Genomic DNA, 13,761 nt, shown 5'->3' with positions numbered 1-13,761 from the left:
GAAGTTTCTCTACACCTTAGCATACCACATTTTGTTACCAATAACTAGTAGGTTTAAAAAGTTTTTTTCATAAATTTTTGAGGCAAAAGAAAAACAGCTAACGCTGTTAGTCTTCTTGTTTAATTTGTTCCAACATCTTCTCTTCTTCTGCTGTCAACTCATAGTTTTCTAGCAAGTCTGGCCGACGTTCTAAGGTCTTTTTCAAACTCTGATAGAGGCGCCACTGACGAATATTTTCATGGTGACCACTCATGAGGACATCGGGAACCGTCATCCCTCTGTATTCATAAGGCCGTGTGTATTGAGGATACTCTAAGAGACCAGAGGAGAAACTGTCATCCTGGTGACTGGACTCTTTCCCGATCACTTCTGGAATCAAGCGTACCGTCGCATCAATCATGGTCATGGCCGCTAGTTCGCCACCCGTCAGGACATAATCGCCAAGAGAAATCTCATCCGTCACCAAGGTCTTGATCCGCTCGTCGTAGCCCTCATAGTGACCACAGATAAAAATCAATTCTTCTTCCTGAGCCAACTCTTCTGCGTAGGCTTGGTCGAAGGTCCGACCAGCAGGATCCAGCAGGATCACGCGCGGATTCTTTTTCTCAATCGCATCAAAGGTATCAAAAATCGGTTGAGCTCGTAGAAGCATGCCTTGCCCGCCCCCATAGGGTTCATCGTCCACATGGCGCGCTTTCTCCGCATTTTCACGAAAATTATGGTAGTTGATCTCGAGAAGTCCCTTTTCACGGGCCTTTCCGACGATCGAGTGCTCCAAAGGTGAAAACATTTCTGGAAAGAGGGTTAAAATATCAATCTTCATCGTCTAACCCTTCTAAGATGTCTACATCCACCCGGTTTCCTGGGATATCGATATTGAGCACCACTGGTGGGATATAAGGCAAGAGAAGGTCACGTTTGCCTTTGCGTTTGACCACCCAGACATCATTGGCACCTGGTTGCAGGATTTCCTTGATCTGACCGATTAGTTGGTCATTTTCATAAACATCAAGGCCGATGATCTCATGGTAATAAAACTCGCCATCCTCCAAATCTGTCAAGTCTTCTTCCGCAACCTTGAGGCTAAAGCCTTTGAATTTTTCGATGGCATTGATATGGTACATATCCTTAAATTTGATGATGTCGAAGTTCTTGTGTTTGCGGTGGCTAGCAATGGTCACCGTTTGAACAAACTGATCCTTCTCATCAAAGAGAGCCAACTCTGCTCCTTTTTTAAAACGCTCTTCCGCAAAGTCTGTTACAGACAAGACCCGCATTTCTCCTTGTAAGCCTTGGGTATTGACAATTTTCCCAACATTAAAGTAATTCATTTTATTCACTACATTTCTCTTTTAATTAATTTATCTCTACAGCTCTCTAATAAGAGCTGCAATTTTTTCCGATTCTGACCAGTGTAGATAGTGGTGGTTTCCACCTAGAATGAGTTTTGTATTTGAATTCCAATATTCTGATTCTCTGTACTCTTTTTCTCTGTACGCCTGACAAAATACGAAAACCGGAATATTATCTGCTAAGGACAAACTATCAAAATCTTCAGCGGTAATATTTACAGATATCTGAAATCCAGGAACTTGCTTTTCCAATTCCAAGCCCTTTTCTTCCATCAATTCCCAAATCAGTCTGTCATTTTCAGGTTCAAATGTCGCTTGTGTTAGTCCCTTAAAATAATTTTCCGGACCACATTCTTCGATCATTCTCATTTGCTCTTCCATTTCTGGATAAGGATTTTTTGAAAAATCAGCAAACATTATATTTTTTGTTGTTGGTTCAATTGCTATCAAAGCTTGACACTTAATTGGTTTACTCATTAACTTTAAAGCCAAAACACCACTTAAACTATGAACACAAAGTATATAATTGGAAATTTCCAATCCTTTCAGGATTTCGTATACCGCTTCAACAAGATTATCCAAATGAATTCCTGACTGACTATGAATCGGACTCCTACCTGTATTCGGAAAATCAATCGTTAAGTAACCTATTGAGGAAGGAAGTTTTTCAAGTATTGGTAGAAAATTTTCATAACTTGGTATCAAACCAGCACCATTTAAGCAAACTAGGACTTTATTTCTCTTTTTATAAGTAACAGAGAGACAACCAATCTTTGTAGTTACTTCAAATCGGTTCATACCAAAACACCCCTTTCTAAACAACAATTCACTTAACATTCTTAGGTTTTATTTTATCACGTTCAAGGGATTTTCTCAAATGCTCTTTTTTGCTAAAAAGCCTTCCAAATCTTGTTCATGCTGATACTTGATGGCTGCCTTCTTGTCTTTTTCAAAAATAGTCTTCGTTAGGTCAATATGGTTAATAGCTGCAATTGCCACTGTGTAGTGAATGACATCTGCCAACTCCTTTGCCAATTCCTCGTTTGAATCTTGGACACCCTCTTTTCTACCTGAACGTCCATTTAAAACCTCAGCGACTTCTCCAACTTCTTCCACTAGTTTGATAAAAAGTCCTTCTTCTGTTCTAGATTGTTGGTAATGATCAAGTAAGTATTCCTCTAGTTGTCTAATTGTTAAATCTCTCATTCCTTCTCCTTGCAAAAAAAGCGAGACCTTGTCCCGCTTTTCTTATTTTTCGTCAATAACGATTCTTACTTTTTTATCTTCAGTTGGGACAGAGTAGACAATCGTTCTTATCGCAGAAATGGTGCGACCTTTTCGACCGATTACACGACCAACATCGCTAGGATCAAGGTCAAGGTGGTACTCCAAGAATTCAGGAGTATCTTCGATCTTGATGGTTAAAGCATCCGGTTGTGAAATCAAGGGTTTCACAATTGCAATAATGAGATTTTCAATCGTATCCATACATCAACCTACTTAAAAAATTATTTTGAGAATTTAGAATCGTGGAATTTCTTCATCACACCAGCTTTTGAAAGGATGTTGCGAACTGTATCTGAAGGTTGAGCTCCATCAGCCAACCATGCAAGAACGCGATCTTCTTTCAAAGTTACTTGGTTTTCTTCAACAAGTGGATTGTAAGTTCCAACTGTTTCGATGAAACGTCCATCACGTGGTGAACGTGAATCTGCTACGTTGATACGGTAGTAAGGTTTTTTCTTAGAACCCATACGAGTCAAACGAATTTTAACTGCCATTTTTATAAGTCTCTTTTCTATATTTTAATTTTCGGTGAAATAGACAAGCTATTTAGCACATGATCTATTATAACACATTTCATCAACCTGTCAAGAAAAAAACTTGACAGTATTTAAAATTTTTTATTTTATCAGTAAATCGGCGATTTCTTGATAGTTGCTAACGGTATAAGTCGGTACTACCTGGCTAGTATTTTCCTTATGATCAGGGTTATACCAGACGGTATCGATCCCCGCAGCATTTCCTCCTGCGATATCCGCCGTCAAAGAATCTCCGATCATGAGGGTCTCTTCCTTGCTGAAACCTGGAATCAGTTGACCAACCTTGTCAAAAAATGCAGGTTCTGGTTTCTGAGTATGAAGCTGCTCAGAGATAAAGACCTCTTTGAAATAAGAAGCGATTGTAGAATGAGCCAAGCGTCCTTCTTGAATGGCAGTCACTCCATTCGTTGCACCATAAAGCTGGTAACCTGCTTTTTCAAGTCGAGCCAGTAATTCCTCCGCACCGGGAAAAGACTGCCCTTGAAGACTGATGTAATCTTGGTAGTGAAGAGCCATCTCAGCCCCATCAACAGAAATCCCAAAGTGGGAAAACCCAATCGCAAACCGACTATCCACGAGTTCTTGCTTGGTCAACTTCTTTTGTTCCAAATCCTTCCAAAGACCTTGGTTCATGGGTTTGTAGTAATCCTTAAAGGCCTGTACATCTGGAAAATTCATGTCTTCTAACATCTGCGTCAAGGCCGTTTCTTCAGCAGATTCGAAATCCAACAAGGTATGGTCCAAATCAAAAAGTAAAAATGTATATGCCATTACAAACGATCCTTCAATTTTTCTACAAATAAATAAGCTGCTGGGCAGGTGAGGGTATTCTTGATGGTCAGATGGTTGATCTGATAAATCTTCTTGCGATCGGTGTGAGGGAATTCCCGACAAGCTTTTGGACGAACATCATAGATAGAACAGAGATTGTCCCCACCAAGAAAGGGGCAAGGCATGGATTTAAAAACCTTGTCCCCATCTTCGTCAACTTGAAGAAATTCAGCCTCAAAGGCAGGAAGTTTCATCTTGAAATACTTGGCAATCCGCGTGATATCCGCTTCCTTAAAATCGGGCCCTAAGGTCTTACAACAATTGGCACAAGCCGTACAATCGATTTCTTGGAAAACTTCATCGTGGATTTCTTGCGCTATTTTATCTAAATTCTTAGGTGGCTTCTTCTTGAGATTTGCCAATACCTTGCGGTGCTCCTTTTGCTTTTGGAGAGCTAACTGATGGTATTTTTCAATATCAATTTCCTGTGTCATCCTCTATTTCCTCTTCTAAACAATAGAAGCATTATACCACAAAGACTGTGAAAAAAGATAGATCCTGAGATCTATCTCACTTGATTAATTGGTCACGGCACCTGTTCCATCTAAGCTCCATGTGTCTTCGATGTATGGGATAAAGGTTTTCAAGGTTTCTGCATCCCCTTCAAAAGAAATGGTATAAACTTTTTCACCCTTCTGGAAAACCCAAGTAATCAGGTATTGACCAGATTTCATGACAATTTGAAGCTGGTAGGCGTCTAGACCTGCGACTTTAGTCCGCGCTCCCGTCATCTTTCCAACATCCTGGTTATCTTGCCACATTACTGCTAGTTTCTTGGCTAGAAATTCAGCATTAAACTCGATATCTGCAGGAACTTTGGCCTTTTCCCGGGTAAAGCTGTTCAAGGTGACAATATTATAGCCACTGCCATCTGTATATTGGACAGCTTCTGTCCCATCGATATCCGTGAACTTGAACCATTTACTTGGAATATCGATGTATCCATAATCTGCATTTCCAATCCGCTTGGTTTCTTGACTGGGAGTGTTTTTCTTTGTAGAAGCAGTATTCTTTGACGAAGAGCTACTTGTTTGCTTTTCGACTTTACTGCTACTTTCTTTTGTAGAAGAAACTGCTGTGTCCTTTTGAGTAGTGTGACTACAAGCCATGAGTGCGCAGGTAGAAAGAATCGTCAGTGATGTGACCAATAATTTGTGTTTCATGCTCAACCTCCTTGAGAACGTTTTCTTTCTTCTAGTCTACCATGAAAGTGGGTATTTTAAAATAGGATAAGTGTCACATCTGATGGAACCTTTCTCATTCAGTCTATTTCTTTTGAACCTAAAACAAAAGTGCCCTTTTTAGGCACTTTAAATGTTATTCTTCATCCATTGACAAGACAGATAAGAAGGCTTCCTGTGGTACTTCTACAGATCCAATTGCCTTCATCCGTTTCTTACCAGCTTTTTGTTTTTCAAGAAGCTTGCGTTTCCGTGAGACGTCCCCACCATAACACTTGGCCAAGACGTTCTTACGAAGGGCCTTGATATCTGTACGGGCCACGATCTTATGACCGATCGCCGCTTGGATAGGCACTTCAAACTGTTGACGAGGGATAATCTTCTTGAGTTTCTCAACGATCAACTTACCACGTTCATAGGCAAAGTCCTTGTGAACGATAAAGCTGAGGGCATCGACAGTATCGCCATTGAGAAGGATATCCATTTTAACCAATTTAGAAGGTCGGTATTCAGACAACTCATAGTCAAAGCTCGCATAGCCACGAGTAGAGGATTTCAATTTATCAAAGAAATCAAAGACAATTTCAGCTAGTGGGATTTGATAGATGACATTCACCCGATTTTCATCGATGTAGTCCATGGTCACAAAGTCCCCACGTTTGCGTTGGGCTAATTCCATGACAGCCCCAACAAACTCTTGTGGCACCATGATTTGGGCTTTGACATACGGTTCTTCGATCGAAGCGATCTTGGTTGGATCTGGGAACTCAGATGGGTTGGAGACATCCAGTGCTTCTCCATCTGTCAAATTAACCTTGTAGATAACAGACGGCGCCGTCATAATCAAGTCAATATTGAACTCACGCTCCAAACGCTCCTGGATAACGTCCATATGAAGGAGACCCAAGAAACCACAACGGAAACCAAAACCAAGGGCCTGAGAAGTTTCCGGTTCAAATTGAAGACTGGCGTCATTCAATTGCAGTTTTTCCAAAGCTTCACGAAGATCATTGTATTTGTTGGATTCAATCGGGTAAAGACCAGCAAAGACCATTGGATTCATTTGCTTGTATCCATGTAGTGGCTCACTTGCTGGATTGGTCGCTAGGGTCACCGTATCTCCGACGCGGGTGTCCGCAACGGTCTTGATAGAGGCCGCAATATAGCCGACGTCTCCCGTCGCAAGGAAATCACGTCCAACTGCTTTAGGAGTAAAGATCCCAACTTCTGTGACATCAAAGGTCTTACCATTGCTCATGAGTTGGATCTTATCGCCTGGTTTAACCATTCCATTGACCACTCGGACCTGAAGGATTACCCCACGATAGGCATCATAAACAGAGTCAAAGATCAAGGCTTGAAGAGGGGCTTCAACATCACCGGTCGGTGCTGGAACTTTCTCAACGATCTGCTCCAAAATCTCTTCAATCCCAATACCAGCCTTGGCAGAGGCTAGGACAGCTTCACTAGCATCCAACCCGATGACATCTTCTACTTCTGTGCGCACACGTTCTGGATCTGCAGCTGGTAAGTCAATCTTGTTAATGACTGGCAGAATCTCCAAATCGTTGTCCAAAGCAAGGTAAACATTGGCTAGAGTCTGGGCTTCAATCCCTTGAGCCGCATCTACTACGAGAATGGCACCCTCACAGGCAGCAAGTGAACGCGAAACCTCATAGGTAAAGTCCACGTGTCCTGGTGTGTCAATCAAGTGGAAAATATAGGTCTCCCCATCTTTAGCCGTATAGTTCAACTCGATGGCATTCAGCTTGATGGTAATCCCACGTTCCCGCTCTAGGTCCATACTGTCTAGGAGTTGGGCTTGCATCTCCCGACTAGACACGGTTTCGGTTTTTTCTAAAATTCGATCGGCCAAGGTTGACTTTCCATGGTCAATATGGGCGATGATCGAGAAGTTCCGAATCTTCTCTTGTCGTTTTTTTAATTCTTCAAAATTTGGCATAATCATCTTCCTAGTAAATTTAATCGTACTCTTCATTATAACAAAAAAGATAGGCCTTTGCCTATCTTAATTCATTATTTTCAAAAATCGCTTCTGCGTTTTATTTCCCTCATAACCTATTCGTTCGTAAAAGACATGAGCTTCTTTTCGATGAGAGGCAGAATTTAAACGGATAAAAGCATAATGCTTGCTTTTGGCAAGATCTTCAACTCGCTCCATCAATTGGCGACCAATCCCACGTCCTTGAGCAGATGGAAAAACCGCTAGACCTAAAACATTAAGCCCGGCGTCACTATAAAGACTTTCATAGACTTCTGCTTCCACATAACCAAGAATATGGCCTGTTTGGTCCTCTTCATAAACAAAGCAAAAATGATCCGAATCCGGCGAATTAAATTTATCAATCTGAGCTGCTACTTTCTCAAGGGTTGAATCATACCCCAATGCTTGGTGACATAAATCTCTGATTTGAGGAGCATCTTTGACTTGAACAGTACGAATCATACCTTCACCTCCATGAACTCTTTGCTCTTATCTTAGATCTTTTTCCTCAAAAAGTAAAGGAATGTCTGATAAAATTTAAAATGAAAATCCGATTTAGATCAAATTCATCTTTTTTCGCATTTCTCAGGGATTTCTATTTACTTTTTCGATTTAATTCATTATAATAGTAAGGGTAAATACAAGGAGGTGAGTACGTTGGCCAGAGGTCGTGGAAAAGCAAGCCCTCAAGACAAAGAGGCATTACGGATTATATCGGAAAAAATCAGAGAATTACTGAAAGAACAAGGAAAAAAGCAGATCGAATTATCTCGTATTACTGGAATCCCTGCAAGTACCCTGACTGGATATGTAAAAGGAACTTCTCTTCCCGTTCCTGAAAATTTAGAGAAGATTGCAGCCTTTTTCCAGGTAGCGGTTGCTGAAATTGACCCACGATTGCGCAATGATTTTGTGGTCATTGATTCAGAGATCGAACGATTGTATAAACAGCTCGATGAAGGAAATCAAGAAAATCTTCTTTCTTATGGAAAGAGTCTCTTGACCCATCAAAAAGAAAGACAGAAAATTGAAAAGCAATACCACTCTTATTCTGTCTATGATTCTTTTGCAGCTTATCAAAATCAGAAACAAGCTGATATCGTCTGGTTTGATCAAAAGATTCCTTACGATTTGGCTTTTTGGATTCATACGGATTCCCTCGAGCCTAAATACGAAAAAGGGGCCGTTGTCTTAATCAAGCAAACCTATTATGATCAGGCAGGGGCTATTTATGCCATTGATTTTGATGGGCAAACGTTGATCAAACGTGTCTTTCGTGAGGCCAACGGTATTCGACTGGTTTCCCTCAATAAGAAATATAGTGATCAAATCATTCCACTAGATGAGGAACCTGGGGTGATTGGAAAAGTGATTGATGGCTTTGTTCCTCTTGATTTGGAGGAAATCAAATGATTAAATTAATTGCGATTGACTTGGACGGAACTCTTTTGCATGAGGATAAGACTCTCTCTAAAGGCAATATTGAAGCTCTCCACCGGGCCCATGAAGCCGGTTATGATATTGTGATCTGTACTGGGCGCCCTTTAGCGGGTGTACGTCCTATCTTTGAAGAGATTGGACTTCCTGATGGTAACTACTATATGATTATCAATAACGGGTGTACAACCTTGTCTACTCAGAATTGGGAAATCATTGGTAAGGAAGAATTAAGCCTTGAGGACATGCACCGGTTGCAAGTTTTGACGGAAGATACAGACGTCCAGCTAACCTTATTTGATATGGATCACTACCTAGTGGTTGCACCTGAAGCCAGTGAACTTGTCACGATGGATGCGGGTATTGTTAATAGTAAACCGACACCTGTCTCAGAAGAGGATCTGCCCAACCTTGTTCCTATTTTTCAAGCCATGTACGTAGGAGATCCTTCTGCTATTGATGACTTCCAAGCTCAGAACGAGGCTGCATTAGAGGCCGATTTTAACACTGTACGTTCACAGGATATCTTGTTTGAAATCTTGCCAAAAGGCGCGAGCAAGGCTTCTGCTCTTCAAGCATTAAGTCAAACATTAGGTTACAGAAGAGACCAGGTCATGGCTCTTGGAGATGCCAATAATGACCTTGAAATGCTACGTTTTGCTGGTTACAGTGTCGCCATGGGAAATGGCAATGCTGCTGTCAAGGAAATCGCAGACTTCATCACCCTGACCAATGATGAGGATGGCGTGGCCCATGCTATTCACAAATTAATTGAAACTGAAAAAGGAGAATGATCATGAAATACCAAAATTTGTTGGACCGTTTTATTACCTATGTAAAGGTTAACACACGTTCAGACGAAAATTCTACAACCACTCCAAGTACCCAATCACAAGTTGATTTTGCAACAAACGTCTTGATCCCTGAAATGAAACGCGTGGGTCTTCAAAACGTCTACTATTTGCCAAACGGCTATGCTATTGGAACACTTCCAGCTAACGATCCAAGCTTTACTCGCAAGATTGGATTTATCTCTCACATGGATACCGCTGACTTCAATGCCGAAAATGTCAATCCACAAATTGTTGAGAATTATGATGGCGGTGTCATTACCCTTGGTGACTCTGGTTTCACACTCGATCCAGCTGATTTTGCTCATTTGAACAACTACAAGGGACAAACCTTGATCACAACTGACGGTACTACTCTTCTGGGTGCAGACGATAAGTCAGGTATCGCTGAAATCATGACAGCTATTGAATACCTGACAGCTCATCCTGAAATCAAACACGGAGAAATCCGTGTCGGTTTTGGTCCAGATGAAGAAATCGGAGTCGGCGCAGATCAATTTGATGCAGAGGATTTCGATGTAGATTTTGCCTATACTGTCGATGGTGGTCCTCTTGGAGAGCTTCAATACGAAACCTTCTCAGCAGCTGGGGCTGAAATCACCTTCAAAGGACGCAATGTCCACCCAGGTACAGCCAAAGGTCAAATGATCAACGCTCTTCAATTGGCCATTGATTTCCATAACAAACTCCCTGAAGGAGCACGTCCAGAATTAACCGAAGGCTATGAAGGCTTCTACCACTTGATGAACATCGATGGAACTGTAGAGGAAGCAAGTGCCAGCTACATCATTCGGGACTTTGAAACTGAAAGCTTCGAGAAACGCAAAGATCTCATGAAATCTATTGCCGATCAGATGAATGCGGAGCTCGGTAGCGAACGCATTCTCCTCACCCTCAAAGATCAGTATTACAACATGAAGCAAGTGATTGAAAAAGATATGACGCCGATTACTCTTGCTAAGGAAGTCATGGAAGATCTTGGAATCACTCCAATCATTGAACCGATCCGTGGTGGTACAGATGGATCTAAAATTTCCTTTATGGGGATTCCAACACCAAATATCTTTGCCGGTGGCGAAAACATGCATGGTCGCTTTGAATACGTAAGTCTCCAAACCATGGAACGAGCAGTTGATACCATTATCGGTATTGTGACCAAAAAATAAGAAACAAAAAGAGGCTGGGACAAAAGTCCTAGCCTCTCAATTATTTTTGGATTGTCGAGCAAGACGCAGTGGTTGAGTGGGCTCTACTACGCTGATTTCATCAGCTTTTACAGCCCTACTCAACTGTGCGGAGGTGGGACGACGAAATCGAATTCTAACGAATTACCGATTTCTGTCCCACTCTCTTTATTTTATGTTAGAAAGATAGATCAAATCTTTGACCTGATCAATGGTCTGAATCAGGTGAAGGCTTGTCTCATTGATCGAAAGATAATAGACTTTATCTGCCAAAGATTCTGTAAAAGGACGATTCGTGAGTAAGATCACCTGTTGTCCTTTTTCTTTTAGCTCTTTCACCTGCTTTCTCACCTTTTGGTAAAAATACTCATCACAGATTTCTAGATCATCCACCAAGACGCAAGCAGCGTCCAAACCCAATGATTCATTGGTTCCATTCTGGGTCAGATAATAGGCTGCTCCCGCTTTGACCTCATATAAGCCAGCTGATGGCTCAACCGGAAGAAAGGCTGGGCTTGTTGCAACTTCTGCTGCTTTTTCCATTGCTACAAGATTGGCTAGAACCTGCAAATAGACGGGTGCTAATTTACTCAAATCCAAGAGTTCCTCAAACTCAAAACCACGTTTCAAGGCTTCTAAGATATAGAAGAGCCGGTGGGGCATATGACGAGCAATTTTCTGGATTAATTCATCATCGCTCATTTCTTCAGGAAGGATGGTCAGCAAGTTCTTGTCTTTAATGGTTTCTAGGGCTTGTTGATAAGCCTCATCAATTCTCTTCCCAAATCCATAAACTGCGCCATAAGAGTGAATTTGGGTATTGAGACGGGCATTTTTAGCAGCATCAGAAAAAATCGGGATCTTAAAGAATATATAGTCCAAACTCGGTTCGTAAACGGCCTTTAGATCCTTTAATAAAGGGTGAGGCAAATGCTCGAGAGACCGCCCTAATTGCAACTGTACTCCTTGCTCAAACAAGGAATAGCCCAAACCCATAGAGGCCATCGATATACTGTCTGAAGCAAATGGATTAACTTCTAGGATATAAAAAGCATAGCTCGTCGGATCCAAAGCAAACTTGATCGAAATGGCTCCTGTCAGCTTCAAATAGCGACTGATGTGGATCGCTGCTTCACGAAGATTTTGAAACTCTCGGTCAGTCAGGGTGACAGCTGGCATAAATTGATAAGAGTCACTAGAGTGGATCCCGACAGGATCAATGCTTTCAATAGAAGCCGCCAGGTAGTGATTGTCTTCGCGATCGCGCATAACGACAAAATCCAGTTCCTTAAAGCCATAAGTCGAAAACTCTAGCAAACACTGCTGACTTGGTGAGACTGAAAGTCCCATTTCTACAGCTTCGCATAAATCATCCAGGTTATGAGCAATCTTTCGCCCCTGCCCTTGCTTACTCGCTACCGGCCAGATCATAATGGGAAATTGAATGCCTTCAGAAAACTCGATAGCTTCTCGAACAGAACCAACCAGTGCTGAAGCGGGTACCTGATAACCCAGCTCTTGAAAGAGGCGTCGTTGATCCGCCTGCTGATAAAAGGTCCGGTAACGTTGAAGGCTCGGCCCGATAATCCTAATCGATGCGTCTTTGAAAAATCCAGTTTCTTCCAAACGAAACAAGAGATTCAAAATCTGTTTATCCGCAAAGGTTAGGAGCAAGCGAGATCCAGTATAAGAAAGAAGAATCGTCCTAAGAGCATCCAGCTTAAGCTTGCTGACTACAACCTGTTCTCCAGCTTCTTGGGTGATAGTATTTTCTTCGCCCAGATAAAGGACCAGAGCATTCCCATCCTTGGCATTAAGTTTTTGTGCTTCCTTTACCGCAGCAAAGAGACTAATATCCTGATAAGAATCTCCACATAGGAGAAGCAATTTCTGGTTTTCTTTCATCATTCCTTCTCCCTTCTACTTTCGTGAATTTTGGCATCAATCAATTCTAAAAATTCATCGTAAAAATAGAGATTTTCCCTTGGCCCTGGACTCGCATCCACTTGGAATTGAACCCCTAAAATCGGTTGGTAACGATGGCGAAAAGCTTCGATACTATGGTCATTGACGTTTTCATGCGTGACCAATAAATCATGGGGTAGGCTATCGCGTGCGATACTATACAAGTGATTTTGACTAGTCATCTCAATTTTTCCTGTCGCAATTTCACGAACGGGAATATTTAATCCGAAGTGTCCAACTTCCATGGGAGCTAGCTCAGCCCCGTAAGCTTGAGCCAGTACCTGTGCTCCCAAGCCCATGCCCCAGATCGGAATCTGTCCATTGAGCTTTTTGATCAAGCGGCAGAGTTTTTTTACCTGATGGGGATCGCCAGGCCCACTGGATAAAATAACGCCATCGGGCTGCTGTTCCATCAGTTCATCATAAGAGATATCATAGGGATAGACCGTAACATTACAGTCCCTTTGACTCAGCTGGCGTAAGACAGAGTGCTTGACCCCTAGATCAATCAAGGCGATACTTTTTCCAAAACCTGGTACAGCATAGGCCGTTTTTGTCGAGACTTGACGCACTTGGTCTTTGGGAAGGACTGTCGCTCGCAACTGATCCAGGATATGCTCGATCGAATCCCCCTTGTTAATGACAGTCGCCTTCATCCGTCCATACTTGCGGACAATTTTTGCCACCTGTCTCGTATCAATCCCTACAATACCAGGGATTTTTTTTCGCTTCAAGAATTCATCCAAGGTCATCTGCTGCCGCCAATTGCTTGGCATCTCCACCAAATGCTGAACGACTACTGCCAAACATGTCGGTGTAATCGATTCAGAATCATCTCGATTGATCCCTGTTGCGCCAATAACTGGAAAGGTAAAGGAGAGGATCTGGCCACTAAAAGCCTGATCCGTGATCAATTCTTGATAGCCTGTCATGGCTGTCGTAAAGACCAATTCACCAGTCACATATAAGTCTGCACCAAAGGCTTCCCCTTCAAATACAGTCCCATCCTCTAGGACCAATAATCGTTTCATCGAACCCCTCCCTTCTTTTTCACTAGTCCAATTTTATCATAGTTCCTCAAAAAAAGGAAAGTCAGATTCCATGTAGCTGTCTACTCTGTCCTCTTCCTTTC

16 protein-coding genes are annotated in these 13,761 nt (G+C 42.0%); 3 read left to right on the top strand and 13 right to left on the bottom strand.

Annotation, left to right across the window (positions count from 1 at the left end):
- Positions 1-106: 106 nt before the first annotated feature.
- The 11 genes from trmD to ABVF55_RS05645 form a co-directional block, all read right to left on the bottom strand.
- Positions 107-823: a tRNA (guanosine(37)-N1)-methyltransferase TrmD gene (gene trmD, locus ABVF55_RS05695; RefSeq protein ID WP_445285026.1), complete on the bottom strand. Its 717-nt coding sequence runs from the start codon at positions 821-823 to the stop codon at positions 107-109.
- The gene (gene rimM / locus ABVF55_RS05690; protein ID WP_049496362.1) at positions 813-1,331 is read right to left on the bottom strand and encodes a ribosome maturation factor RimM; all 519 of its coding nucleotides are present in this window, start codon (positions 1,329-1,331) and stop codon (positions 813-815) included. The genes trmD and rimM overlap by 11 nt, the downstream gene beginning before the upstream one ends.
- 36 nt (positions 1,332-1,367) lie before the next feature.
- Positions 1,368-2,150, bottom strand: coding sequence for an alpha/beta fold hydrolase (locus ABVF55_RS05685; protein WP_445285025.1), 783 nt, complete (start codon positions 2,148-2,150; stop codon positions 1,368-1,370).
- A 75-nt stretch (positions 2,151-2,225) separates the two neighbouring features.
- Positions 2,226-2,558 (bottom strand): MazG nucleotide pyrophosphohydrolase domain-containing protein, encoded by a 333-nt coding sequence (locus ABVF55_RS05680; protein WP_049496252.1) that lies wholly within the window; start codon positions 2,556-2,558, stop codon positions 2,226-2,228.
- 42 nt (positions 2,559-2,600) lie between these two features.
- Positions 2,601-2,840: an RNA-binding protein KphA gene (gene kphA, locus ABVF55_RS05675; protein WP_003001620.1), complete on the bottom strand. Its 240-nt coding sequence runs from the start codon at positions 2,838-2,840 to the stop codon at positions 2,601-2,603.
- A gap of 20 nt (positions 2,841-2,860) precedes the next feature.
- Positions 2,861-3,133, bottom strand: coding sequence for a 30S ribosomal protein S16 (gene rpsP, locus ABVF55_RS05670; protein ID WP_003007475.1), 273 nt, complete (start codon positions 3,131-3,133; stop codon positions 2,861-2,863).
- A 123-nt stretch (positions 3,134-3,256) separates the two neighbouring features.
- Positions 3,257-3,946: a YjjG family noncanonical pyrimidine nucleotidase gene (locus ABVF55_RS05665; RefSeq protein WP_445285024.1), complete on the bottom strand. Its 690-nt coding sequence runs from the start codon at positions 3,944-3,946 to the stop codon at positions 3,257-3,259.
- Positions 3,946-4,440, bottom strand: a complete 495-nt coding sequence (locus ABVF55_RS05660) for a YkgJ family cysteine cluster protein (protein WP_003001664.1) — start codon at positions 4,438-4,440, stop codon at positions 3,946-3,948. Before ABVF55_RS05660 ends, ABVF55_RS05665 begins: the two co-directional genes overlap by 1 nt.
- An 84-nt stretch (positions 4,441-4,524) precedes the next feature.
- Positions 4,525-5,169, bottom strand: coding sequence for a hypothetical protein (locus ABVF55_RS05655; protein WP_445285023.1), 645 nt, complete (start codon positions 5,167-5,169; stop codon positions 4,525-4,527).
- Between the two features lie 154 nt (positions 5,170-5,323).
- Positions 5,324-7,150, bottom strand: a complete 1,827-nt coding sequence (gene lepA, locus ABVF55_RS05650; RefSeq protein WP_009731117.1) for a translation elongation factor 4 — start codon at positions 7,148-7,150, stop codon at positions 5,324-5,326.
- A gap of 66 nt (positions 7,151-7,216) precedes the next feature.
- On the bottom strand, positions 7,217-7,654 hold the full coding sequence (locus tag ABVF55_RS05645; RefSeq protein ID WP_049493053.1) for a GNAT family N-acetyltransferase: 438 nt from the start codon (positions 7,652-7,654) through the stop codon (positions 7,217-7,219).
- A 195-nt stretch (positions 7,655-7,849) separates the two neighbouring features.
- Between ABVF55_RS05645 and ABVF55_RS05640 the strand changes: the two genes are divergently transcribed.
- Genes ABVF55_RS05640 through pepT form a run of 3 tightly spaced genes read left to right on the top strand, consistent with a single transcriptional unit; the run spans position 7,850 to position 10,646 of the window.
- Positions 7,850-8,605 (top strand): LexA family transcriptional regulator, encoded by a 756-nt coding sequence (locus ABVF55_RS05640; RefSeq protein ID WP_031577084.1) that lies wholly within the window; start codon positions 7,850-7,852, stop codon positions 8,603-8,605.
- Positions 8,602-9,423, top strand: a complete 822-nt coding sequence (locus tag ABVF55_RS05635) for a Cof-type HAD-IIB family hydrolase (protein ID WP_070675500.1) — start codon at positions 8,602-8,604, stop codon at positions 9,421-9,423. The genes ABVF55_RS05640 and ABVF55_RS05635 overlap by 4 nt, the downstream gene beginning before the upstream one ends.
- 2 nt (positions 9,424-9,425) lie before the next feature.
- Positions 9,426-10,646, top strand: a complete 1,221-nt coding sequence (gene pepT, locus ABVF55_RS05630; protein WP_445285022.1) for a peptidase T — start codon at positions 9,426-9,428, stop codon at positions 10,644-10,646.
- A 186-nt stretch (positions 10,647-10,832) separates the two neighbouring features.
- Here pepT and ABVF55_RS05625 read toward each other — a convergent pair whose 3' ends face one another.
- Both ABVF55_RS05625 and ABVF55_RS05620 read right to left on the bottom strand, forming a co-directional pair.
- Complete coding sequence (locus tag ABVF55_RS05625) at positions 10,833-12,572, bottom strand: ATP-binding protein (protein ID WP_445285021.1); 1,740 nt, start codon at positions 12,570-12,572, stop codon at positions 10,833-10,835.
- Positions 12,569-13,660 (bottom strand): carbamoyl phosphate synthase small subunit, encoded by a 1,092-nt coding sequence (locus tag ABVF55_RS05620; protein ID WP_155199665.1) that lies wholly within the window; start codon positions 13,658-13,660, stop codon positions 12,569-12,571. Before ABVF55_RS05620 ends, ABVF55_RS05625 begins: the two co-directional genes overlap by 4 nt.
- Positions 13,661-13,761 lie beyond the last annotated feature (101 nt).

This window comes from Streptococcus sp. KHUD_012 (assembly GCF_052588255.1).
This window is presented reverse-complemented; position numbering and strand designations above follow the sequence as displayed.

Bases quoted from the DNA above. Each gene is read 5' to 3' on its own strand.
- rimM (WP_049496362.1), bottom strand. From the start codon at position 1,331: ATGAATTACTTTAATGTTGGGAAAATTGTCAATACCCAAGGCTTACAA.
- ABVF55_RS05645 (WP_049493053.1), bottom strand. From the start codon at position 7,654: ATGATTCGTACTGTTCAAGTCAAAGATGCTCCTCAAATCAGAGATTTA.
- rpsP (WP_003007475.1), bottom strand. From the start codon at position 3,133: ATGGCAGTTAAAATTCGTTTGACTCGTATGGGTTCTAAGAAAAAACCT.
- ABVF55_RS05685 (WP_445285025.1), bottom strand. From the start codon at position 2,150: ATGAACCGATTTGAAGTAACTACAAAGATTGGTTGTCTCTCTGTTACT.
- kphA (WP_003001620.1), bottom strand. From the start codon at position 2,840: ATGGATACGATTGAAAATCTCATTATTGCAATTGTGAAACCCTTGATT.
- ABVF55_RS05665 (WP_445285024.1), bottom strand. From the start codon at position 3,946: ATGGCATATACATTTTTACTTTTTGATTTGGACCATACCTTGTTGGAT.
- ABVF55_RS05660 (WP_003001664.1), bottom strand. From the start codon at position 4,440: ATGACACAGGAAATTGATATTGAAAAATACCATCAGTTAGCTCTCCAA.
- ABVF55_RS05620 (WP_155199665.1), bottom strand. From the start codon at position 13,660: ATGAAACGATTATTGGTCCTAGAGGATGGGACTGTATTTGAAGGGGAA.
- pepT (WP_445285022.1), top strand. From the start codon at position 9,426: ATGAAATACCAAAATTTGTTGGACCGTTTTATTACCTATGTAAAGGTT.
- ABVF55_RS05635 (WP_070675500.1), top strand. From the start codon at position 8,602: ATGATTAAATTAATTGCGATTGACTTGGACGGAACTCTTTTGCATGAG.
- ABVF55_RS05680 (WP_049496252.1), bottom strand. From the start codon at position 2,558: ATGAGAGATTTAACAATTAGACAACTAGAGGAATACTTACTTGATCAT.
- ABVF55_RS05655 (WP_445285023.1), bottom strand. From the start codon at position 5,169: ATGAAACACAAATTATTGGTCACATCACTGACGATTCTTTCTACCTGC.
- ABVF55_RS05625 (WP_445285021.1), bottom strand. From the start codon at position 12,572: ATGATGAAAGAAAACCAGAAATTGCTTCTCCTATGTGGAGATTCTTAT.
- lepA (WP_009731117.1), bottom strand. From the start codon at position 7,150: ATGCCAAATTTTGAAGAATTAAAAAAACGACAAGAGAAGATTCGGAAC.
- trmD (WP_445285026.1), bottom strand. From the start codon at position 823: ATGAAGATTGATATTTTAACCCTCTTTCCAGAAATGTTTTCACCTTTG.